Origin of the sequence: Actinomyces succiniciruminis (assembly GCF_900002405.1) — a bacterium.
Lineage (GTDB): Bacteria > Actinomycetota > Actinomycetes > Actinomycetales > Actinomycetaceae > Actinomyces > Actinomyces succiniciruminis.
In genome coordinates this window covers 1-21453 of record NZ_LK995516.1, presented here as the reverse complement: position 1 = coordinate 21453, position 21453 = coordinate 1, and the positions used below count along the sequence as shown (strand labels likewise).

Genomic DNA, 21453 nt, shown 5'->3' with positions numbered 1-21453 from the left:
TGCTGCTACCTGACGAACCGTCGGCGTTCCTGACGAACCGTCGCCATTCACAGCGAATCGTCGGGGCTACCTGCCGAACCGACACGTCAACGCTCGAATCGTCGCATCGGATCACACGGGCCTACGCCTCCGACAGGATCGTGACAGGTACGGCGTCATCCCGGCCAATCATCGCTGATTCAGCACACACCGGTAGCGGGCGCAGCCGGGCCAACGCGGGTCCTCGAGTGCGGGCGCAACCTGAAAACCCAGGGCACGGTAGAAGTCGACGGCGTCGTCGGCGGTCTCCGCGACCACGGGGGAGCCCAGCCGGGCAGCCTGGCCCACCAGTAGGCGGCCGATCCCGCGCCCGCGCGAACCGGCGGCCACGGCGAGGTACTCCAGCAGCACGTGGTCCCTTTGTACAACGCACGCGGCCATGGAGGAGGGATGCCCCTCTGCCCCGGTGCCGAAGACAACCATGCCGGGTAGCTCCTCGGCGAGGATCCTGCGGATCTCGGCACCGGGAAGTCCAGCGGCCTCACGCATCAATGCGTGCATCTCGTTACTCGCCAGGTCGCCCGCGGTCAACTGCCGCACTTCTTCGGACATGGCCCCATGCTAGGGCGCCGTTGCCGGCCTCCTGTCGACGCTCACAGCCTGCCCTGACCAACGAAGTCCGGCGCGTGGACAACGAACAGTCCGTGCGCCTCTTATACGCTCTTGTACAGCCTCATAGACACTCTTATACAGTCGCACCTCGCCTCTTGTACACTCAGCACGGACTCTTACACACTCTTGTACATGATTGTCGACGAGCAGGATCTCTTGGAGGCTCTCGCTCGACTCGAACTCGAGGGCGGCGACTGCCTGGATCTTGAGGCGAAGACCTTTTCCGAGTACTCCCGCGATGCGCTCGGCCAGACCCTGTCTGCCTTTGCCAACCTCCCCAGCGGGGGCACAATCCTCCTCGGGGTGAACCCGGTAGCAGTCGTCGGGATCCAGGATCCACGCGAGCAGATTCAGGCACTGGTCTCTCAGGCCCGTCAGGGATTCTCCACCGAGATCCTGGTCGACGTCCGCAGCATAGAGCTCGAGGGCAGGACGGTGGTCGTAGCGAATGTGCAGGAGGTGCCGACCAACGCCAAGCCCTGCCGTTGGAAGGAGAACGGCGCCTCCTATCTGCGTCAGTACGACGGCGATTATCGGATGTCATTCCAGGAGGAGCAATAACTCTCCTGATACGTCATCAACGTCCCCGTGGGGACACGCTTTCTGTCCCGGGTACCTCGATAGATAATCTCGACCCGGACCTGGTAAAGAGCTTCATACGCAACGCAAGGGCGGGGTCAACCGCACTGAGGGAGCAGCCGGATGCCGAGGTTCTGCTCAACCTGAACATCCTGACGGAGGAGGGCGTAGCAACGGTAGCCGGCCTGTACGCCCTACCCTCAGAGACAGTTCCCTACTCTGGCAATCACGGCGGTGGCCACAGGCGATGAAGGCGGCTCACGGGCCACCGACCGGCTCAGGATCGACGGACCGATTCCGCGAATGCTTACCGCAGCCGTTGAGTGGGTGTCTCAGAATGCGCGCACCAACATCGAGCTCGGCGAGGACGGACACGCCCGCAACGTGTACGAATACCCGCCGGTCGCCGTTCGCGAGCTGATTGCTAACGCGCTGGTCCACCGCGATCTGTCTGAGCCAGCCTTATCGAAAGGAGTGGAGATCCGCCTGACGCGCGACCGTCTCATCATCTCAAGCCCCGGCGGCCTGTGGGGACTGACCGTGGATCAGTTGGGTACTCGTGACGGCAAGTCGGCCGTCAACGAGCGCCTGTACGACATCTGTACCTTCACCACCGACGCCGATGGACGTCGCATGATTGAGGGTCTGGGAACCGGCATCCGTGCTGTGCGCGAAGCCCTGCGCCAAGCCGATATGGAGCCTGTCCGCTTCCAGGACACCGGCGTACGATTCACGGCGCTGTTGCCGAGGGCGGCCCTGCTATCGCCGGCCGATCTGACTTGGCTCGCCGACCTCGACACCGAGGGGCTTGGAGTCGACCAGCGTCATGCCCTGGCAGAGATGAGACACGGCCGATCCTGGACAAACTCCACCCATCGACGTCGATTCGGCCTTGACTCCGCGCAAGCGCGGCGACAGCTGCAAGAACTTGTCAACCTGGGACTCGCTGAGACCTCGGGAACAAAGGGCTCGACGTCCTATGCGCTGGCATCCGCCGGTGGACAAGCCGACAACCCCGATAACTCGGGAAACTCGGCCCAGAAGGATGAAACTCGAGTTCCTGAGGAGGTAGCCGCCGTCTCCACCAATGCCGCGGTGGTCTGGTCGTGTCTGGGGACCACGCCGAAGACACGCGCACAGATAGCCGAAGCGACAGGACTCACCGACCGCCAAGTCAAATGGGCGCTCGACCGCCTGAAGACCGCCAGTTTCGTCGTTTTCCAAGGCCGCCAGGGCTCCACCGCCACCGCCTACCGTCGCGCCTGACGCGTCCCGCCTGCATCGCGACCTACTGCGCACTTCCTGCACGCCCTCCGCAAGCAGGTTCTGCTCCGGTCGTGCGGCGCCTGACGGCGTTCTCTGAGACAGCGGCCTCCGCCCACGGCCGCGCCTGGCAGAATCGGCGCCATGGTCGACCTCGCCACCGTCTCCCCAGCCATCGCCCTCGGCCCCCTCGACGGCCGCTACCGCGCCGTCACCGCGCCACTGGTCAACTACCTGTCCGAGGCCGCCCTGAACCGGGCACGCCTGCGCGTGGAGGTCGAGTGGCTCATCCACCTCACCGACCACCGGGTGCTGCCCGGCGCCCCCACGCTGTCCGACGCTGAGAAGGACTACCTGCGCGGCGTCGTCGACTCCTTCGGCGCGGCGGAGATCGCCGAGCTGGCCGAGATCGAGGCGGTCACCCGCCACGACGTCAAGGCCGTGGAGTACCTGCTCAAACGTCGCCTGGACGCCGCCTCCGACGCCCTGGGCGCCACGGTGCTGCCCGAGGTGCACGAGATCGTCCACATCTTCTGCACCAGCGAGGACATCAACAACCTCGCCTACGCGCTGACCATCCGCGACGCCGTCGCGCAGGTGTGGCTGCCCGCGGCCCGCGGGCTGGTGGACGACCTGGCCGCCATGGCCCGCGAGCACGCCGACGCCGCCATGCTCGCCCGCACCCACGGCCAGCCGGCCACCCCCACCACGCTCGGCAAGGAACTGGCGGTTCTGGCCCATCGGCTGCACCGCCAGGCCACGCGGGTGGAGGCCGCCGAGTACCTGGGCAAGATCAACGGCGCCACCGGCACCTTCGGCGCGCACGTGGTCGCGGTGCCCGGCGCCGACTGGGAGCAGATCGCCCGCGCCTTCGTAGAGTCCCTGGGCCTGACCTGGAACCCGCTGACCACCCAGATCGAGTCCCACGACTGGCAGGCGGAGCTGTACGCCGACGTCGCCCGCTTCAACCGGATCGCCCACAATCTGGCCACCGATGTCTGGACCTACATCTCGCTGGGCTACTTCCGCCAGCGCCTGAGTGCGCAGGGGTCCACCGGTTCCTCCACCATGCCGCACAAGGTCAACCCGATCCGCTTCGAGAACGGGGAGGCGAACCTGGAGATCTCCTGCTCCCTGCTGGATACGCTCGCCGCCACCCTGGTCACTTCCCGCCTGCAGCGCGATCTGACGGACTCCACCACCCAGCGCAACGTGGGCGTGGCCTTCGGGCACTCGCTGCTGGCGATCGACAACATTCGCCGCGGCCTGGCCGGGCTCGACGTCGACCACTCCCGCCTGGCGGAGGACCTCGACGCCACCTGGGAGGTCCTGGGCGAGCCGGTGCAGCAGGCCATGCGCGCGGCGTCGGTGGCCGGGGCCACCGGCATGGCCGACCCCTACGAGCGGCTCAAGGAACTCACGCGCGGCAAGCGGGTCACGGCCGCCTCCATGCGGGAGTTCATCGCGGGCCTGGGTATGCCCGCCGACGTCGAGGCGCGGCTGCTGGCGCTGACGCCCGCCACCTACACGGGCCTGGCCGCCCACCTGGTGCATCACCTGGACGACTAGGCCGCGGTGCCGCAGGGACACCGACCTGCGATGGCGCCGCCTTCAACGACGGCGTGCGCCGTATGCGACGACGCTCCCGGACGACTCGGGCATCGCCCCGCCAGGGCTCACATGGCAGCGAAGATGATCATGATCAGGATGAAGACCACCCAACCGATCCCGGTGGTCACCAGTTTCTCGATGTTGCTGGTGTCTTGGTTCTGATTGCTCTGATTGCGCGGTTGGGGTGCCGGGCGTGAGCCGGTTGGCGCCGGAACCGGAGGGCGTCCGTAGGGATCCTGCCGGGCCGGCGGACGCGGCCGCGGTGCCTGCGGTACGTTCTGCGCCGCGTTGGCCGGCACGGCCGCACCGGGCTGCTGGGGCATTCGCACCTGCGGGCGTGGGTAAGGGCTCCGGCCCGCGGCACCGGGAGCGGCCTGCGTCGGCGTTGTGCCGGGCAGCCCCACGGGTCCGCCACCGGACGCCGTAGGCGTCAGCCCATAGCCGGAAGGGGCGGGAACAGGCCGTGAGGGGGGCTGCGCCTGGGGGCGAGCAGTGGACTGACGGTGGCTGGCCCGCTGCGTCGTCTGCTGGTGCTGCGTGCGGCTACTGGGTGGTGCCGTTGCAGCGGGACGCGACGCGCCGGATGTTTGCGCGGGGCGCGGTTGGGCGCCCTCGACGTCGGACGCGGGCGCGGCGTCTAGCACCGAGACGTCGAAGATGGGCGAGCCCATGAGCGGGTCGCCCAGGACGCTGCCGAAGGGGGCGTCGTCGAAGCCGATGTCGCTGGGTTCCCAGCCGATCGGAGCCCATGAGGCCTCCAGGTCCGCGGGGACGCGGTGCTCAGTCATATGACCAGCATCCCACAGCCAATGCATCTCAGCCCAGGCATCATCCCTCCCACACTCTCCTCCTGACGAGAGCCTCGATACGGGGAACCACCCGCATCGCTGTCACAGAATGCACCAGTTTCGCACAGGCCGTGGGTGACCCTCTAGGGACATCCGCATGATTACGCGGATCACAGTGTCTGCCGTACATCGACACGAATGAAAGTGGTGCACTTTGTGACACCACCTGCGTGCCATCTGCTTGGGTCTCGCCACCTCCCCTACTGAATGCCGCTGCAAGCAGCCAGATTTCAGACATCGGGTGCCAGCCGCCGAATCCGTCGCCTTCCCCGACACTTTGCACCCCGCTCCGGGGCTTTGTTCTCCGGTGTGCGGCAAACTCCCGTACACCAGGAGGCAAAGGGTCGCAGCAAGCGTTCGCGGTGAGGCGTCCGGTCCACCCCGGGTATTGCAACCCCTACCCCCTAGGGGTATCGTGAGGGTCGTCGGTCACCACAGATCGGCCGGCACTACGTGCACCACGTACGGGCAGGAGGAGCGATGGCCGGATACACGGGAACCAAGGAGGACTACCTCAAGCGACTCAGCCGCATTGAGGGACAGGTGCGCGGCATCTCGCGCATGGTCCAGGAGGACGCCTACTGCATCGACGTGCTCACCCAGGTTTCCGCGGTTACCAAGGCGCTGCAGGCCGTCAGCCTCGGCCTACTCGAGGATCACATGAACCACTGCGTCCTGCACGCGGCGCAGTCCTCCGACGAGGAGGGCCGCGCCAAGATCCGCGAGGCCTCCGACGCGATCGCCCGCCTGGTCAAGTCCTGACCCCGCCTCGCGGGCTGCGCCCGCCCACGCCGGCATCCGCCGCCCGCAAGCCAGACCCAAAACCACACACCGAAATCAAGGAGCCCATCATGTCCGAGTTCACCGCCGACGGCGTCGACCGCACCACCACCCTGAGGATCTCGGGGATGACCTGCGACCACTGCGTCACCCATGTGACCGAGGAGCTGGAGGCCCTCGACGGCGTCAAGAACGTCTCCGTCATTCTCAACAAGGGCGGCCAGTCCGTGGCCACGGTCGTCTCCGACGTCGTCCTGTCCGACGCCGCCCTGGCCGAGGCCATTGACGAGGCCGGCGCCTACACCCTCGACGCCGTCGAACGCGACGCCGCCTGATCCTCCGGCGGCACTGAAATCAAGCCAGGCGCCCCAGGCGGGGCGCCACCGCTCGCCCACCTCGTTTCGACGCCGCGGGGCCCACGACCTGCTGTTTACAAGACAGCTGTCCTATTGCGCCTCCCCGCCGTCGACCGGGGCGCGGTCGTCCTCGACGCCACCAGCCGTTCCAATCCAGGAGCCCGATTGCACATGTCAGAGTCAGCCAAGTCCGTCGCCCAGTCCGACGCACCGACCGCCACGCCGGTCGCCACCGTGGACCTCGCCGTCGGCGGCATGACCTGCGCCTCCTGCGTAGCGCGCGTGGAGAAGAAGCTGGGCAAGCTCGACGGGGTCGAGGCCTCCGTAAACCTCGCCACCGAATCCGCGAAGGTCACGCTGACGGAGCCGGTGTCCAACGAGGAACTGATCAACGCGGTGGCTCGGGCCGGTTATACGGCCACCGTCACCGACCGTACCGAGCTCCGCGCCGACGACGGCGCCCCGGCGCCCGACGCCACTTCCACCGCCACCGCCGAAGCCCGCGCCGAGCGGGCTCCCGGATCCGGTACGGCGAGCACCTCCGAGTCCGGCAACGCCGGGGCACTCCTCCCGAACACCGATACCGCCTCCGACACCGGCCCCGTCGGCACGTCGACTGCCCCGGACTCCGCGACGCCGCCGACACCGACCCCCGTATTCGGCCAGTCGCAGGCCGACCGCGCCGAATACCTGCGCACCCGGCTGATCGTCTCCCTCGTGCTGTCGATCCCGGTGATGGCGCTGTCAATGCTTCCGGCGCTGCAGTTCACCGGCTGGCAGTGGGCGCTGGCGGCGTTGGCCCTGCCGGTGGCGACCTGGGGCGCCTGGCCCTTCCACCGGGCGGCCTTCCGGGCGATCCGCCACGGCGCCTTCACCATGGACACACTGGTGTCGCTGGGCGTGATCGCCGCGACCGGCTGGAGCCTGTGGGCACTGCTCCTCGGCGGCGCCGGCGAACTTGGCATGCGCATGAGCATGGAGTTCATCCCGCGCGCCCAGGGGCACCAGGTGCACATGTACTTCGAGTCCGCCGCCTGGGTGACCACCTTCCTGCTGGCGGGCCGTTACGCGGAGGCACGCGCCCGCTTCCGCTCCGGCGACGCTCTGCGCGCCCTGCTTCAGCTAGGCGCCACCCAGGCCACCCGGGTCACACTGACCTCCCCCGCAGGTTCCACCGACGCCGTCGACGTGCTCGACGACGACGGCGCCCCCCTACCCGATGCCACCCGCTCCGAGGAGACGGTCGCGATAGACGCCTTGGCCGCCGGAGACCTGTTCGTGGTGCGGCCGGGCGAGAAGATCGCCACCGACGGCGTGGTCATCGAGGGCCGCTCCGCCGTGGACGCGTCCATGCTCACCGGTGAATCCGTGCCGGTGGAGGCCGGCCCCGGCGACGCCGTCACCGGCGGCTGCATGAACACCTCTGGCGTGCTGCTGGTGCGGGCGACGGCGGTGGGCGCGGGGACCACGCTGGCGCGCATCGGCGCAATGGTCACCGACGCGCAGGCCGGCAAGGCGCCCGTGCAGCGGCTGGCCGACCGCATCTCCGGGGTGTTCGTGCCCGCGGTGATCGTACTGGCCCTGGCCACGCTGGCGGTGTGGCTGGCACTGGGGCACCCGGCGCAGCACGCATTCATGGCCGCCGTTGCCGTGCTGGTGATCGCCTGCCCCTGCGCCCTGGGGCTGGCGACGCCGACGGCGCTGCTGGTCGGCTCCGGGCGCGCCGCCCAGCTCGGCGTGGTCATCAAGGGCCCGGAGGTGCTGGAGTCCACGCGCACGCTGGACACGATCGTGCTGGACAAGACCGGCACCGTCACCGAGGGCCGCATGCGCCTGGACGCCGACGGGATCGTCACCTGGGACGCCGCCGAAGTAGAGGGCGGGGTGGGAGAGACTCTCTCGGCTACCATCCGCGATCCTCGTTCCTCGGATCGCTCCCGCCAGCCCCACCACGCCTTCGAGGACCTCTCCCACCCCGCCCCGGGGCTCAGCGGTACACAGGCCGCCGCCCTCGCCCTGGCGGGAAGCGTGGAGGCCGCCAGCGAGCATCCGGTGGCCCGGGCGATCACCGAGGCCGCCAAGGAACGGCTCGAGCAGGTACCGGCGGTGCGGGACTTCTCCAACCACGAGGGGCGGGGCGTGTCCGGCACCGTGTCACTGGACGGAACCGCCTACCGGGTCCGGGTGGGCCGCCCCGCCTGGCTGGCGGAGCAGGGCGTGGACCTGCCCACGCAGGCGACCGACGCCGTCGCCGCCGGGCAGGAGTCCGGGGCGACGGCCGTCGTACTCGCCGTGGACGGCGTCGCCCGGGCGGTGCTGTCCGTGCGGGACACGGTGCGCTCCTCCTCCCGGAAGGCGGTTGCCCAACTGTGCGAACTCGGCGTCCGGCCGATGCTGCTGACCGGTGACAACCACCGCACCGCCGCCCGGGTGGCTCGGGAGGTCGGTATCGACGACGCCGACGTGCGCGCCGAGGTGCTGCCGGGCGACAAGCGCGATGTGATCGCCGGCCTGCAAGCCGAGGGCCACGTGGTGGGCATGGTCGGCGATGGCGTCAACGACGCCGCGGCCCTGGCCCAGGCCGGCACGCGCGGGCTCGGCTTCGCCATGGGGTCGGGCACGGACGTGGCCATTGAGGCCGCGGACATCACCCTGGTACGCGCCGACCTGGACGCCGTGGTGACGGCCATCCGCATCAGCCGGGACACGCTGCGAATCATCAAGCAGAACCTGTTCTGGGCCTTCGCCTACAACGTGGCCGCGATACCGCTGGCCGCGGCGGGAATGCTCAACCCGATGATCGCCGGCGCCGCCATGGCCGCCTCCAGCGTCATCGTGGTCACCAACTCCCTGCGCCTGCGCAGCGCCGGGGAGTAGCCGGACTGGGAGGCAGCTGGTCGTCGGCGCCGCCTCTCCCCCACCGAGATCGGTAGAAGTTACGTAGCCAGATCGGTCGAAGTGGCGGACGATGGGGAGTGCTGCCCATGCCGGCGCATTGAGTCGGTTCAGACCTCGCCCATAATCTGCGACGGTGACTTCTCAGACAACTTCGCCTCCCACGGATTCCACCCCCGGCAAGCGGCACGGCCTCACGCGCCGCCAGGTCATCGGTGGCCTTAGTAGCGCCGTCGTCCTCACTGGAATCGGCGTGCGCATCTGGATGCGGATACCCACGACCGAGCCGGACACGGCGCCCTTCGCCGATTACTTCACCGGCCGCGCACCCGTAATGAGCGAGCCGACCGTCGACACCGAGCATGTCTCCACCAAGTCCTGGGGCGTGCGCACCTTCCTCACGCTGGAGGAGAACACCCCCGTCGAGGACGCCATCGCCCTGATCCAGTCCGCCTACACCGACCTGGCCGCAAATGTCGAGGGACTGGCTCACGCGACCCTTCTCATCGGCTGGAACGGCACCGGGCCGGCGGGCGAAGACCTGTACACGGCCATCGACGTCGACCTCGTGCGCCCGCGCTCAGAGCTCGACTTCCAGTGCGAACGGCTGCGCGTCGCCACCGGTCTCAACCAAGGCGCCATTGACACTGTGCGCATCCCGCTGGAGACCGACGAGGCAATCGCGATCAGCCACATCGAAGCGGACTCCCTCCCCGCCGATGCCGTCCTGGCACCGCCCGCGGCCGCCGACGGCACCGCCCTGGCCTACGAGGACCGCCTCGGGATCGGCAGCACGTCGCTGACGATCAGCGCCACCTCCGACGTCGACCTGTCTGGGGTTCCCCTAGACGCGGTGCTCGCCGCTCTTCCCGGCGGCGCCGAGGACCCCTCGCGTGAACCGATCGTGACCCTGGACGCCGTCGGCCCCGGCTACGCCGATGGGCTGCCCACGATCGATATCTACGAGCAGGACCTGACCCTGGACGAGGCCGAGCCCATCCTGCGCGCATTCGACGGAGCAGAAGGCCCGCACGCCATCAGGCTCCAGGTCGCCTCGCCACCGGACTCCGAGATGCGATTCCTGCTAACAGACGGCACCCTCACGGCAGACCCCTCCTGGCACACGGCGGAGGAGGAGATGGCGGACCTGCTCGGCCGCCTGTGACTCATCCCGCCGGCAGACCACGCACCGGCCCAAGACGCGGTTCGGGCTCGGACTCCGTGTTGGAGTCCGAGCCCGAACGAGCCAGGGATTTGCTTTCAGGGACCGGCGTTCCCTGCCGACACCCGTAACTCTGCCATCGGCAGCAGCGCGGAACATCGGCTGATCGGGTAGGCAATTCGGGTACCCAATTCAGCCGGTCAATCTGCCTCCTCAGCGCGGCCATCAGGCCGAGGGGCCTCCACCTCAGCCCCGTCGGTCGATCGGCGCTCCGCATACCTTCAAACCCACCCCCCGTCCGCCGGCGCCCGAGGCCGACTCTCGGCCAGCCACTCCTGGCCCGTTCCCATGAGGTATTCCGCGGCATCCCAGGGTTCGCCTGGTACGCTCATGGCGCCCCGATCGGGGCAGTTCGCAACAGCAGGCCTACAGGTTGACACCGACATGACTGATGTCCCGCCCCCGGAGAACCCGGAACGCGCCCAGGCGACGTCACCGGTCGGCATTCCGCGCATCGGCGTCGCTCCAGTCGCCAACAAATCCGAACAGACCACCCCCGACACCGCCGCGCCGGCCCTCCGTTCCAAGACGCTGCTGGTCGACGCCCCCGAACGCCGCCTGCGCCGAGCCGAAGACCTGCTCGACCTGGTGTTGGTCGCGCTCGGTCTGGTCTTCATGATCATTCTGGCGGCCTACGCGCACGCCACCACCACCGGAGTCACCCAAGACGTGCAGAACGCGCTCGCGGTCGTACTGCGACGCGTCCTGGTATTCCCCCTGCAGGCCATTGAGGGTCTGATCACCTTCACCGTGCCGGTAGCCGTGATCATGCACAACCTGCTACGCCGTTCCTGGCACGCCGCGGGCCAGGCCCTGCTGGCCGGGACCGGCGGCTTCGTCTTGGCGTGGTTGAGCCTGCACGCATTGGACGCATGGGGCCCGGCCGTTCTCGCCTCGGGCCTGACCGTCACCGCCTCCGGCACCGCCCGGATCGGTATCTCCACCGTCTTCGCCACCCTCGCGGGCCTGCTCACCGGAGCGGGCGAGCGGCGGTCCTCCTCGGTGATCCGCTATGCCTGGACCGCCGTGTGGGTTGTGGTGGGCCTGGCCGTCCTGCGCAGCGCCATTACGCTGCCGGGCGCCGTCATCTCCATTCTGCTGGGCCGCCTGCCGGGACTGGCCGTGCGCTATGCCTTCGGGGTCGACGACACCCGCGCCCACGGCGTCGCCCTGGTGCGTGCGCTGCGCCGCGCCGGCATCGACGCCGTCCGCGTGGTGCGCATGGACCGCGCCCCGGACGCTCGCGCCTGGATGGTCGAGACCGAGACGCCTCTGGGCTACACCGAGCGCGTCCGCGAGACCCCGCTGACCACCCCCACCGCCCTGGACGAGGCCGACCCCGCCCCTGCCGACGACGCTCCCGCCGTGGATGAGTCGCCCACGCCGGCGCCCGCCGCCGAGCCGCCGTCCCCGGTCCCGCCGGAGGACACCTCCACCATCACGACCGCCGACGACGTCGACTTGGCGGCCGTATTGGATGAGGCCTCCTCCGCCGCGCTCACCGAGGGGCGCCTGTCCGCTCACCGCCTGTACGCCGTCTGGGACGCTGCGGGCGTGCGCCGCGACGTCACCGTCCTGGATGCCGACCGCCAGGTGGCGGGTTTCCTGACCACCCTCTGGGATCGGGTGCGGGTGAAGGGCCTGTCGCCCGAACGGGACCTGTCGGTGCGCTCGGCCGCCGAGCACGCCGCCCTGATGACCCTGGAGGCGGGTCGTGCGGGTGTGCGCACGCCCGCCCTGGTGGGCATGGCCGAGGCGGACGAGTCCGTGCTGCTGGTCACCGATCACATCTCCGGCGCCCGCGCCCTGGCCGACCTGGAGGAGGTCGACGACGACGTGCTGGCCGACCTGTGGGACCAGATCAGCCGCGCCCACATGGCCGGGTTGGCGCACCGGGAGATCGACTCGGCCACCGTCGTCGTCGACGACGCCGGTGCCGTGTGGCTGCTCGGCTGGGAATCGGGGGAGACAATCTCCTCGGAACTGTCCCGGCGAGTCGATCTGGCCCAATTACTGGCGCTGACCGCCTCACTGACCGACGTCGACCGGGCCATCGCCGCCGCCTCCGGCTCGCTGAGCACCCAGCAGCTGGCCTCCATCGCCCCCATGCTGCAGCGCGTGGTGCTGCCGGCCGCCACCCGGGAGGCCATGGGCCGACGCGGCAAGGTGCTGCAGGAACTGCGCGACGCATTGGTGGACCTGACCCCCACGGCGCATGCGGAGCCGGCCAAGCTGAACCGCTTCTCCCCACGCACGGTCATCATGGCGATTGTGGGCCTAGTGGCCCTCTGGACGCTGCTGGCCCGCATGAACATCGAGCAGATCACCGACGCGGTGACGGGGGCGAACGTCTGGTGGATCCTCGGAGCCCTGGTGTTCTCGCTGGCCACCTACGTGGGTGCGGGGCTGGCACTGGTGGCGTTCAGCCCGGTGAGGCTGCCGCTGTGGAAGTCCACCGAGGTGCACCTGGCCTCCTCCGTGGTCTCCCTGGTGGCGCCCGCGGGCGTGGGCGGAGCCGCCATCAACCTGCGCTTCCTGGCCCGCAAGGGAGTGCCGACGGCGGTCGGTGTGGCCACCGTGGCCCTGGTGCAGGTGGTCCAATTCGTCGTCACCGTGGTCCTGCTCATCATCGTGGCCGCCACCACCGGCCAGTCCACCAGCCTGACCCTGCCCAGCGGCTGGGTGCTGGTGATCGCCGTCAGCCTGGTCGCCATCGTCGCCATCGCCCTGTTCATCCCCAAGGTGCGCACTTGGTTGTGGGAGAAGATCGAGCCGACCTATCGGCAGGTGTGGCCGCGGCTGGTGTGGGTCATGTCCAACCCTGGGCGGCTGGCGCTGGGTGTGGGCGGCACGCTGCTGCTGAGTTTGAGCTACATCCTGTCCTTCGGGGCGAGCCTGTGGGCCTTCGGGCACACCTTGTCCTTCTCGACGCTGGCGATCACCTACCTGGCGGCCAATACGGTCGGCTCGGTGGTCCCCTCCCCCGGTGGCATCGGACCGGTGGAGCTGGCACTGACCGCCGGCCTGGTCACGGCGGGCGTGCCCAGCGGAGTGGCGCTGTCGACCGCGATCGTCTACCGACTGGTCACCTTCTGGATCCCGATCCCCGTCGGCTGGCTGAGCCTGCAGCGCCTGCAGCGGCACGGCGACCTGTAACCGGCGAAGAATTGCGGTATCCCCCGATTGGATCCACCCTTCGGGGGATGCCCCCGCACTAAGACGCGACAATGCTTGCGTCAATGGCATGCCGAAGGAGCCCCTGATGACCATAGAGATTCTCACTGCCATCGCCGGCAGCCTCGTCACCGGCGTCGTCGCGTTCCTCGTGTCACGCCGTCGCTACCGGAACTTCCTGATGGCCCGAGCCGCAGTGGGTGGCACCATCACGGACGCCGGGTTGCTGAGCACGCTCCGGACGATCATTCAAGCCATCACCGTCGCCGGCGCCTGCGCAGTGTTGGGAGCCTCGCTGCTGATTGTTGCGCGCCAGCTCCTGGACCCCCTGCAAGTCGCCAGTACCTGCGGGGTCATCGCCGTGCTGGCCGTCGCGCTCGCGTGGGTCTACGGCCGGTATGCGGTGCTGGCCGAGCTGGCCCGCATCCGCCATCTGGAGCTCCCCTACGGCCCGTGGGGGGTACTCCTGGCCAACGGCCACCTCTGACCCAACGCTTCGGTCCATTCGCCCGGCCGACCGCGGCAGGCTATTGTCGTCGCCCCAGCTGCCCGCACATGCGGGCGGCCACCGGCCCTTCCCCTGGCCGTTCCTCCCCAAAATCCCCGTGTTTCCCCAGGAGCCCATATGCCCACACCCCGCGCTGCCGGCTGGTCCCTTCTACTCGTGGGCATCGCGTTAAGTGCGCTCGCCGCCTGCCAGCACGTGGCCTGGCTGTGGATCATCGCCATCGTGGTTCTGGTGACCTCCATCGGTACGCTGGCCGTCGCCTTTGTCAGCGACGCCGACGGGCCCGGGGACGGCCGCCGGCATTGAGCGCATTCGACGGCACGACGAGCCCCAACCGCTTATACCCCACGTGATCCCACGGCAATCTCACTTCTGAATCGCTAGCAATATACATTGCTAGCGACAGTCCTCGGGGCCGCCATTCTGATTCCTGATAAGTCGCCCCAAGCATTGCTAAAGTGACTAATGACGGCGGCATGCTGAAGGGGGTACATGACGGTGCGGATGGACGCCCTCGACTCGCTAGCCGCACGCGCGCGCGAGGCCCTCCTGCGCCCCGCCGAACCCCTGCCCAACCGCCGCATCTACGTGATCATCGGGGCGGTCGTCGGGCTTGGAAACCTCGTCGGCAATGTGATGACGAACCGCGACGCGCTAGGACCGATCGACATCGTCTTCATGCTTGCGGCCCTGGCGCTGACCATCCTCATCCCGCTGCGGCCACTGCCCGGCATCGTCGCCTACCTGGTGTGCTGGTGCGGCCTGCTGATTATTCCCGGTCCGTACGCCACCGACATGAGCATCAGCCATCTGGCGTTCCTGTTCTTCCTGGGCAGGTTCCTGCGGCCGGGACCATCACTCCTGTTGCTACTCGTGACGGTCCTCACTAACGCGATCGTATTAATCGGCCCGGGCGCCACTACCGATGACGCGGCAGCTAACCTGGGGACGCTTTGGTACACCATGCTCATGGGCGCCCTGCTGGTCCCGCTTGGCGTCCTGGTCCGCTTCATCGAGGCCTCGCGTCTGGCCGACGCCAGGCAGGCGGATGCAAACCTGGAGGAGATGCGGCTGGAGATCGCCCGGGAGATGCACGACCTCGTGGCCTACTCCATGTCGCAGACCGCCCTGCGCGCCCAGCGTGCGGCCGCCGACACCTCCTATCCGGAGCGGGCGCGCGACGAATTCGCCGCGCTCGAGGCCACCGCCTCCGACGCCCTCCACGAGCTGCGCCTGCTTCTGCGCACCCTGCGCCAGCCGTCCTCCACGGGGGAGCAGCCCGTCTCCACGGCCACGGGCCTGGGCAGCGTCGTTGCCGACCTGCGCACCGCCGTGGATGCCGTCAGCACCGACGTGTCCGCCGCCGGCTTCGAGGTCACCTACCGTCATTTGGGCGACGTCGTCCCCACCCGCATTCAGGCCAGCACCCTGTCCCGAGTGGCTCGGGAGATGGGCGCAAACATCATTCGCCACGCCGACCCCGGCGCCCCGGTCACCATCACGCTCTCGCTGGGCCCGGAGATGATCCGACTCGTGTCCACCAACCGCGTACGCGACACCGGGGCGCACCTGCCCCGCTCGGGCACCGGTATCCTGGGCATGCGCGAGCGGCTCGCCGCCATCGGCGGAACGCTGACCACCCTGTCCGACGACGGCTCCTGGATGGTCACCGCGACCGTCCCCGTCGCCGGTCACCGCAGCAGCATTCTCCTGCCCCCGGAGGAGCAACCATGATTCACGTCGGTATCGTCGACGACGACGCACTCGTGCGCCGCACACTCACTGACCTGCTCACTAACGAGAGTATTGATGACATACAAGTGAGCTGGGCCGCCCGCGACGGGCAGGAGGCCCTCGACATCCTGCGCTCCGACAGGCCCGACGCGGGCGTGCAGGTGCTGCTGCTGGACGTGCAGATGCCGCGCCTGGACGGCATCGCCCTGGCCAAGGTGTTGCAGCATGAGCGCCCCGAGATCGCCACCCTCGTGCTCACCACCTTCGTGGCCGACTCGGTGGTCGATCGGGCACTCGCCGCCGGAGTGCGCGGATTCATCGCCAAGGAAGACCCCGTGGAGACGCTGGCCGCCACCATCCGGCACGTTGCCGCCGGCAACATGGTGCTCTCGCCCACCTCCTCCGCCATTGTCACCGGCATGCCCGCGCGGGAGAGCGCCGCCCCGCCGCCGCCCAAGCCATCACCACAGAGCACGCAGAGCACCGCACCGACACTTCCCCCGGGGGTCACGCTCTCGCCCCGGGAGCTGGAGGTGCTCGCCCTCATGGCCGAGGCGAAGACCAACAGGCAGATTGCACGCGCCCTGGGCATAAGCGACGCGACCGTAAAAACGCACGTGTCCACCCTGATCGCGAAACTCGGTGTGCAGGACCGCGTCGGCGCGGTCGTCTACGCCCTGCGCGCCGGCCTGATCTGAGGTATCCGCCGATCGGCCTAGCCGGTCGGACGATACCATCAGCCAAAAAACACGCGAACATGAGTTTGTTCGTTGCGAGACTCGCAACAATCCGGCTAGCAGAAAGAAACGGCCATGTTCTTTTTTATCAGTGACGGCGCCCGCAGTCTGTATAACCCGCTCGTCTACTTCCTGGGATGGGGACGCTGGAGGTGACCCCAGGTCCACACTCGGCGGCGGCGCGGCCCGGAACCTGATCCGGCGCCGCGCCGTCGTCGTTTCTCACCAGGGCGAGTCGACCGGTCAGCCGCCCCCGACTCTCCCAATCGCCCAATCAGCTCCCCACTCGGCCGATTGTTCGTACCTGCAACGGGAGTGGAATACGCAATGCGGTTGCGAGCGTCGGAATCGCACGAACGCAATTCCCGGCGCAACCCGTACCGGAACCGCACCGACCCCTTGGGAGCAAACAGGAGAAAGCACATGACCGACCCCATTTCGTGGCCACCGCGACCCCAGCAGGCATCCCGGGCCATAGATCACTCCCCCTCCGGGACCCGCATCGGCATCCTCCGCAACCGATCCGGCAAGACGTGGTGACCGACGTGCCTCGGTCCCTAATCCCTGCCCACCGCGACCCCGCCGAGACCCGAGCCCGGCTGCTGTCCCTGTGCGACAAGTCGGAGATCCAGTCCGTACTCGATCTGCTCTCCTTCATTCACAACCCGCGGCTGGCCGACATGCGCGTGCTGGAGCTGGCCTGCGGCGTCGGCCCAGTCACCCTGCCCATGGCCGCCGCCGGCCACCGCGTCCTGGCCACCGACAACCGGGAAGACGCCCTAGGCCTGTTCAGCGGCCGCATTGACGGGCTGCGCCACACACAGCCGGACGTGGCGGCCCGTATTGAAGTGCGCCGGGCCGACATGACTGACTTCCTGTTCCAGGAGCAGTTCAAGGCCATATGCATCCCGGCGGGTGCGATCACCGCTCTCGATCCCGAGCAACGCCGTAACACCATTCGCCTGGCCACCGCACATCTTGCCTTCGGCGGCCGACTGATCCTGTCGGCCGAGCATGTGCGCCCGGAGGCCCCGGCCAGCACGACCTTCACCACGCGCCCCGGTATCACCCTGACCGAACGGATAGACCACGCCCGGCATCGGCGTCGGATCACGCTTGCGCAGGGCGATCAGACCCGTACCTCCGATCGCTTCCTGGTGGCACCGCACGACCTGATGCGCGACTTCGAAGACGCCGGCGTCACGCTCGACTATCGCCACTTCATTCCGGACGCGCGTCGCCCGCACCACACCAACATCGTCTTCGGCACCGTCAAATTGCACTGAACCTGCAGGCGGCCCGGCGCCGGCCGCACATGACGGGGCGGGGGCCTCGGTAGGCTCACGTCGATGACCTCCGTCGACACCCGCCCTGACCACACCTTGGCACACAGGTCCCCCCGCTCCTCCCGGTGGCTGTTCGACCGGCTGCCGGCGGCGCTGGCCGTGATCGTCGGGGCCGTCACCATGATCGTCTACTCGGTAGGACAGTGGCGCTCCATGCAGGTGCCCAGCTGGGACCTGGCGATCTTCTCCGAGCTGGCCAAGGCGTACTCGCGTCTGCAGGCACCGATCGTCACCATCAAGGGCGAGGGCTACAACCTGCTGGGGGACCACTTCCACCCCCTCCTGGTGCTGCTGGGCCCGGTGTGGCGGCTGTTCCCCACCCCGCTGGCCCTGCTGGTGATGCAGGATCTGCTGCTCGCCGTCTCCGCCTGGCCGCTGACCCGGCTGGCCACCCGCCTGCTGAACCGTCCGGTGGCCGCCCTGCTCGGACTGTTCTATGTGCTCTCCTGGGGTTTACAGGGGGCGGTGGCCGCCCAGTTCCACGAGATCGCCTTCGCGGTGCCGCTGCTGGCGTGGGCGTCGGTGGCCTTCGTCGAGCGACGCTGGCGCAGCTGCGCGTGGTGGCTGGCGCCGCTCGTACTGGTCAAGGAGGACCTGGGCCTGACCGTGTTCATGGCGGGCTTGGCCATCGCCCTGCGCGGTCTGCAGGGCGAACCGCAGCAGCCGACCTCGCGCGGCCCGAACTGGTGGCGCCGCCTTGGTACCACTCGCCTGGGTTTCGCCGTCGCCCTGTTCGGCCTGCTCGCGTTTCTACTCACCGTGCTGGTGTTCCTGCCGCTGCTGAGCCCCTCGGGAGCCTGGGAGTACGGCCTGTCCGACGACGGCGCCTCCGCCGGCCTGCTGAGCCGCCTGTTCTCACCCGAGGTCAAGCTCGCCACCCTCGGCATGCTGATATACACCGCCGGGGGGATCGGCCTGGCCTCCCCCTGGATGACCCTGGTGCTGCCCACGCTCGCCTGGCGCTTCCTGTCCGGCAACGAGTTCTACTGGGGCTGGCAGAACTGGCACTACAACGCGATTCTGATGCCGATTGCGCTGGGGGCACTGCTCGACGTCGTCGCCCGGCTCAAGGCGCGCCGCACCGAGGCGAACCCGGCCACGGCCTCCCGGGCCCCGGCGTCGGGCTGGCTGACGGCGCCGGTATGGGCGCGCCTGACGGTGGCGCTCGGCGTCGTCGTACCGCTGGCCGCCGGAGTGGGCACGGCCCGCGACCTGCCGCTGTGGAGCCTGACCCAGCCCGGCTTTGGCGCCGCCTCGTGGCGCGCGCAGGCCGCCGCCGAAGTCAGCGACGTGATTCCGGACGGGGCCAGCGTTGAAACCGACCTGGGGCTGCTGGCCTACCTGGTCCCGGACCACACCGTCTACTGGGTGGGTACCTCCACCGTGGACACCGACTACGTGGTGGTCGACTCTTCCTCCTCCGCCTGGGGCGGCAACCCGCCAGCGGACGCCGCCGCCTGGGCAAGCGAACGGTCGGCCACGGGTGCCACCTACGAGCTGGTGCTGGACACCGGCGGCTATCAGGTGGCACGACGCGTGAATTGACCGCCGTGGCCGACGACGCGATGGGCACAACTCCCCATCATCGGAGCGCCCGGCTCGTGGGACGGGCGTACCGTCCATCCGCCGGGCATGTAACAATCCGGATGTAAACAACCTGAGCCCGATGGCTCGCAGCGACATAGAAAGGCGTACATGTCCCCGTTCATGTGGTGCGCCCTCGTCGGCTGCGGCGCCCTGGCACTCTCCCTCCTGCTCGATGGCCTGTTCGACGGCCTGGACGATCTGTTGTTCGACGGATCCCTACCGGTGCTGGCCTGCGCCCTGGGCGTGTTCGGTGCCGTCGGCATGGGGGTGCAGGCGCTGGCCGGCGAACGGCTGTCCATGCCGGTACTGATCGGGGTCCCGCTGGGCTTCGCCGTCGCCGCCGGAGCGGGCACGCGTGCCGTGTGGGTGCGGCTGCGCCGCTCCATGCCGCGCAACGCCATCCCCCTCACGGTCGGCGAGTTGGTCGGCAGCGAGGTGCGAGTGCTGTGGTGGAAGGACGGCCGCGGTGAGGTCATGGCCACCTCCCGCGGTCACCAGGCCACCCTGCCGGCCCGCTCCGACGACGCCCTGCGCGCCGGCGCCATCGCCTGGGTGGTGGACGCCACCGCGGACGACACGCTCGTCGTCGGCCGCGTCGACCCGCCCGGTCAGGCGGCCGATCAACATTCGGCACCCACCGATTAGCCGGGTCGGCGTCTCCGCCGGCCGCCCCAACAGTCCCCTTTAACCCCGCAAACCCAAGGAAAGCGAATGTTCTACGCCATCATCGCCGTCGTCGCCCTGGTGCTCCTGCTGGGCGCCTACATGCTGTCTCGGGTCGTCGTCGTGCCCTCCAACCTGACCGGCCTGGTATCCGGCTCCTCCCGCAATGGGGAGGTCAAGATCATCCGCCCCGGTGGGCGCGACTTCGTGCTGCCGATCATCCAGTCGATCCAGTACCTACCCTTCACCCAGAACACCATCGGCTTCCAGGTGACCGCCGAGGACGAGAACAAGATCAACGTCTCCGTCTCCGCCGTCGCCGCCGTGAAGGTCGGTGACTCCGACCAGCAGGTGCGGGCCGCCGCCAAGCGCTTCCTGGGCAAGCCGAACACCGACCAGGCGATCGCCGACTCCTCCCGCGACGCCCTGATCGGCTCGCTGCGCTCCATCATCGGCCACATGACCGTCACCGACCTGATCTCCGACCGCGACGCCCTCCAGCAGAACGTGTTCGACGACGCCAAGTCGGTCATGGCCAACATGGGGCTGGAGATCGACGTACTGCAGATCTCCGAGATCACCGACGCCTCCGGCTACATCGACTCCCTGGGCGTGCCCGAGCAGCAGCGCGTCGCCAAGGACGCCCGCGTTGCCCGCGCCAATGCCGAGCGGGAGGCCAAGGACGCCGAGGTGTCCTCGCGCCAGCAGATCGCCGAGCGGGAGCGCGACCTGGCCCTGCGCCAGGCCGAGCTCAAGGCGGAGACCGACAAGGCCCAGGCGGAGGCCGACTCCGCCGGGCCCCTGGCCCGCGCCGCCAAGAAGCGCGAGATCGCCGTCATCGAGCAGGAGGCCGCCGAGGCCAAGGCCGCCCTGACCGAGCGCGAGCTGGACTCCACCGTCCGCAAGCCCGCCGACGCCGCCCGCTACCAGCGCGAGCAGGAGGCCGAGGCCGCCAAGGCCGAGTCGATCCGCAAGGCCGAGGCCGAGGCCGAGCGCACCCGCCTGGACGCCGAGGCACAGGCGCAGGCCACCGTCGCCCGCGCTGAGGCTCAGGCCCGCGCCACCGCCGCGCAGGCCCAGGCCGAGGCGGAGGCGATCGCCGCCCGCGGTCGCGCCGAGGCCGAGGCCGTGCGCGCCGCCGGTGAGGCCGAGGCGAAGGCGATGAGCGACAAGGCCGACGCCCTGGCGAAGTACGGGCGGGCCGCCACACAGCAGATGATCCTGGACAAGGCGCCGGAGATCGCCCGCGCCCTGGCCGAGCCGCTGGGCAGCGTCAAGGACATGTCGATCATCTCCACCGAGGGCGCCTCCGCGCTGCCCAAGGCCGTGGCCGGCAACGTCGAGCAGCTTGACGCCGTCATGCGCTCACTGACCGGCACCAGCCTGACGGACATGATGCGGCGCTTCGGCGGCGACGGAGACGATCCCGCCGCCTGACCCGACCACCCCTCCCGCCCGAGGTCGGTGGATCTTACGTGCCGAGGTCGGTGGATCTTACG

General features: G+C 69.0%; 18 protein-coding genes. 16 read left to right on the top strand and 2 right to left on the bottom strand.

The window, feature by feature from the left end; genetic code table 11:
• Positions 1 to 168 precede the first annotated feature (168 nt).
• Positions 169 to 591, bottom strand: a complete 423-nt coding sequence (locus tag BN1056_RS09135; protein ID WP_210580555.1) for a GNAT family N-acetyltransferase — start codon at positions 589 to 591, stop codon at positions 169 to 171.
• Positions 592 to 783: 192 nt separating this feature from the next.
• On the opposite strand from BN1056_RS09135, the gene BN1056_RS14755 reads away from it, so the two are divergent.
• The 3 genes from BN1056_RS14755 (at position 784) to purB (ending at position 4062) form a co-directional block, all read left to right on the top strand.
• Positions 784 to 1212 carry an AlbA family DNA-binding domain-containing protein gene (locus tag BN1056_RS14755; RefSeq protein WP_244671613.1) on the top strand — a complete coding sequence of 143 codons (429 nt, stop codon included), beginning with the start codon at positions 784 to 786 and terminating at the stop codon, positions 1210 to 1212.
• 321 nt (positions 1213 to 1533) lie between these two features.
• Entirely contained in the window at positions 1534 to 2496 is a 963-nt protein-coding gene (locus BN1056_RS14750; RefSeq protein ID WP_244671612.1) for an ATP-binding protein, read from the top strand.
• A gap of 141 nt (positions 2497 to 2637) precedes the next feature.
• Complete coding sequence (purB, locus tag BN1056_RS09125) at positions 2638 to 4062, top strand: adenylosuccinate lyase (protein WP_210580553.1); 1425 nt, start codon at positions 2638 to 2640, stop codon at positions 4060 to 4062.
• 107 nt (positions 4063 to 4169) lie between these two features.
• On the opposite strand, the gene BN1056_RS09120 is transcribed toward purB, so the two are convergent.
• A complete protein-coding gene (locus tag BN1056_RS09120) occupies positions 4170 to 4892 on the bottom strand; it encodes a hypothetical protein (RefSeq protein ID WP_210580551.1) in 723 nt (240 codons plus the stop codon).
• Between the two features lie 540 nt (positions 4893 to 5432).
• Here BN1056_RS09120 and BN1056_RS09115 point away from each other — a divergent pair.
• The 13 genes from BN1056_RS09115 to BN1056_RS09055 all read left to right on the top strand — a co-directional run bounded on the left by BN1056_RS09115 (position 5433) and on the right by BN1056_RS09055 (position 21391).
• On the top strand, positions 5433 to 5714 hold the full coding sequence (locus tag BN1056_RS09115) for a metal-sensitive transcriptional regulator (protein ID WP_108965358.1): 282 nt from the start codon (positions 5433 to 5435) through the stop codon (positions 5712 to 5714).
• Between the two features lie 89 nt (positions 5715 to 5803).
• The gene (locus tag BN1056_RS09110; RefSeq protein WP_073333677.1) at positions 5804 to 6067 is read left to right on the top strand and encodes a heavy-metal-associated domain-containing protein; all 264 of its coding nucleotides are present in this window, start codon (positions 5804 to 5806) and stop codon (positions 6065 to 6067) included.
• 192 nt (positions 6068 to 6259) lie between these two features.
• Positions 6260 to 8965, top strand: a complete 2706-nt coding sequence (locus tag BN1056_RS09105; RefSeq protein ID WP_210580548.1) for a heavy metal translocating P-type ATPase — start codon at positions 6260 to 6262, stop codon at positions 8963 to 8965.
• 154 nt (positions 8966 to 9119) lie between these two features.
• Positions 9120 to 10148: a hypothetical protein gene (locus BN1056_RS09100; RefSeq protein WP_210580546.1), complete on the top strand. Its 1029-nt coding sequence runs from the start codon at positions 9120 to 9122 to the stop codon at positions 10146 to 10148.
• A 441-nt stretch (positions 10149 to 10589) separates the two neighbouring features.
• Positions 10590 to 13361: a lysylphosphatidylglycerol synthase transmembrane domain-containing protein gene (locus BN1056_RS09095; RefSeq protein WP_210580544.1), complete on the top strand. Its 2772-nt coding sequence runs from the start codon at positions 10590 to 10592 to the stop codon at positions 13359 to 13361.
• A 106-nt stretch (positions 13362 to 13467) separates the two neighbouring features.
• Positions 13468 to 13866 (top strand): hypothetical protein, encoded by a 399-nt coding sequence (locus tag BN1056_RS09090; RefSeq protein ID WP_210580541.1) that lies wholly within the window; start codon positions 13468 to 13470, stop codon positions 13864 to 13866.
• Between the two features lie 138 nt (positions 13867 to 14004).
• Entirely contained in the window at positions 14005 to 14193 is a 189-nt protein-coding gene (locus tag BN1056_RS09085) for a hypothetical protein (RefSeq protein WP_210580539.1), read from the top strand.
• A gap of 186 nt (positions 14194 to 14379) precedes the next feature.
• Positions 14380 to 15621, top strand: coding sequence for a sensor histidine kinase (locus tag BN1056_RS09080; protein ID WP_244671611.1), 1242 nt, complete (start codon positions 14380 to 14382; stop codon positions 15619 to 15621).
• The gene (locus BN1056_RS09075; protein WP_210580537.1) at positions 15618 to 16319 is read left to right on the top strand and encodes a response regulator transcription factor; all 702 of its coding nucleotides are present in this window, start codon (positions 15618 to 15620) and stop codon (positions 16317 to 16319) included. The genes BN1056_RS09080 and BN1056_RS09075 overlap by 4 nt, the downstream gene beginning before the upstream one ends.
• Positions 16320 to 16903: 584 nt before the next feature.
• Complete coding sequence (locus BN1056_RS09070; protein WP_210580535.1) at positions 16904 to 17644, top strand: class I SAM-dependent methyltransferase; 741 nt, start codon at positions 16904 to 16906, stop codon at positions 17642 to 17644.
• 63 nt (positions 17645 to 17707) lie between these two features.
• Positions 17708 to 19249, top strand: a complete 1542-nt coding sequence (locus BN1056_RS09065) for a DUF2079 domain-containing protein (protein ID WP_210580533.1) — start codon at positions 17708 to 17710, stop codon at positions 19247 to 19249.
• A 150-nt stretch (positions 19250 to 19399) separates the two neighbouring features.
• Positions 19400 to 19936, top strand: coding sequence for a nodulation protein NfeD (locus BN1056_RS09060; RefSeq protein WP_210580530.1), 537 nt, complete (start codon positions 19400 to 19402; stop codon positions 19934 to 19936).
• 66 nt (positions 19937 to 20002) lie between these two features.
• Positions 20003 to 21391, top strand: coding sequence for a flotillin family protein (locus BN1056_RS09055; protein WP_210580528.1), 1389 nt, complete (start codon positions 20003 to 20005; stop codon positions 21389 to 21391).
• Positions 21392 to 21453: the final 62 nt, after the last annotated feature.

Bases quoted from the DNA above. Each gene is read 5' to 3' on its own strand.
- BN1056_RS09135 (WP_210580555.1), bottom strand. From the start codon at position 591: ATGTCCGAAGAAGTGCGGCAGTTGACCGCGGGCGACCTGGCGAGTAAC.
- BN1056_RS14755 (WP_244671613.1), top strand. From the start codon at position 784: ATGATTGTCGACGAGCAGGATCTCTTGGAGGCTCTCGCTCGACTCGAA.
- BN1056_RS14750 (WP_244671612.1), top strand. From the start codon at position 1,534: ATGCTTACCGCAGCCGTTGAGTGGGTGTCTCAGAATGCGCGCACCAAC.
- purB (WP_210580553.1), top strand. From the start codon at position 2,638: ATGGTCGACCTCGCCACCGTCTCCCCAGCCATCGCCCTCGGCCCCCTC.
- BN1056_RS09120 (WP_210580551.1), bottom strand. From the start codon at position 4,892: ATGACTGAGCACCGCGTCCCCGCGGACCTGGAGGCCTCATGGGCTCCG.
- BN1056_RS09115 (WP_108965358.1), top strand. From the start codon at position 5,433: ATGGCCGGATACACGGGAACCAAGGAGGACTACCTCAAGCGACTCAGC.
- BN1056_RS09110 (WP_073333677.1), top strand. From the start codon at position 5,804: ATGTCCGAGTTCACCGCCGACGGCGTCGACCGCACCACCACCCTGAGG.
- BN1056_RS09105 (WP_210580548.1), top strand. From the start codon at position 6,260: ATGTCAGAGTCAGCCAAGTCCGTCGCCCAGTCCGACGCACCGACCGCC.
- BN1056_RS09095 (WP_210580544.1), top strand. From the start codon at position 10,590: ATGACTGATGTCCCGCCCCCGGAGAACCCGGAACGCGCCCAGGCGACG.
- BN1056_RS09090 (WP_210580541.1), top strand. From the start codon at position 13,468: ATGACCATAGAGATTCTCACTGCCATCGCCGGCAGCCTCGTCACCGGC.
- BN1056_RS09085 (WP_210580539.1), top strand. From the start codon at position 14,005: ATGCCCACACCCCGCGCTGCCGGCTGGTCCCTTCTACTCGTGGGCATC.
- BN1056_RS09080 (WP_244671611.1), top strand. From the start codon at position 14,380: ATGACGGTGCGGATGGACGCCCTCGACTCGCTAGCCGCACGCGCGCGC.
- BN1056_RS09075 (WP_210580537.1), top strand. From the start codon at position 15,618: ATGATTCACGTCGGTATCGTCGACGACGACGCACTCGTGCGCCGCACA.
- BN1056_RS09065 (WP_210580533.1), top strand. From the start codon at position 17,708: ATGACCTCCGTCGACACCCGCCCTGACCACACCTTGGCACACAGGTCC.
- BN1056_RS09060 (WP_210580530.1), top strand. From the start codon at position 19,400: ATGTCCCCGTTCATGTGGTGCGCCCTCGTCGGCTGCGGCGCCCTGGCA.
- BN1056_RS09055 (WP_210580528.1), top strand. From the start codon at position 20,003: ATGTTCTACGCCATCATCGCCGTCGTCGCCCTGGTGCTCCTGCTGGGC.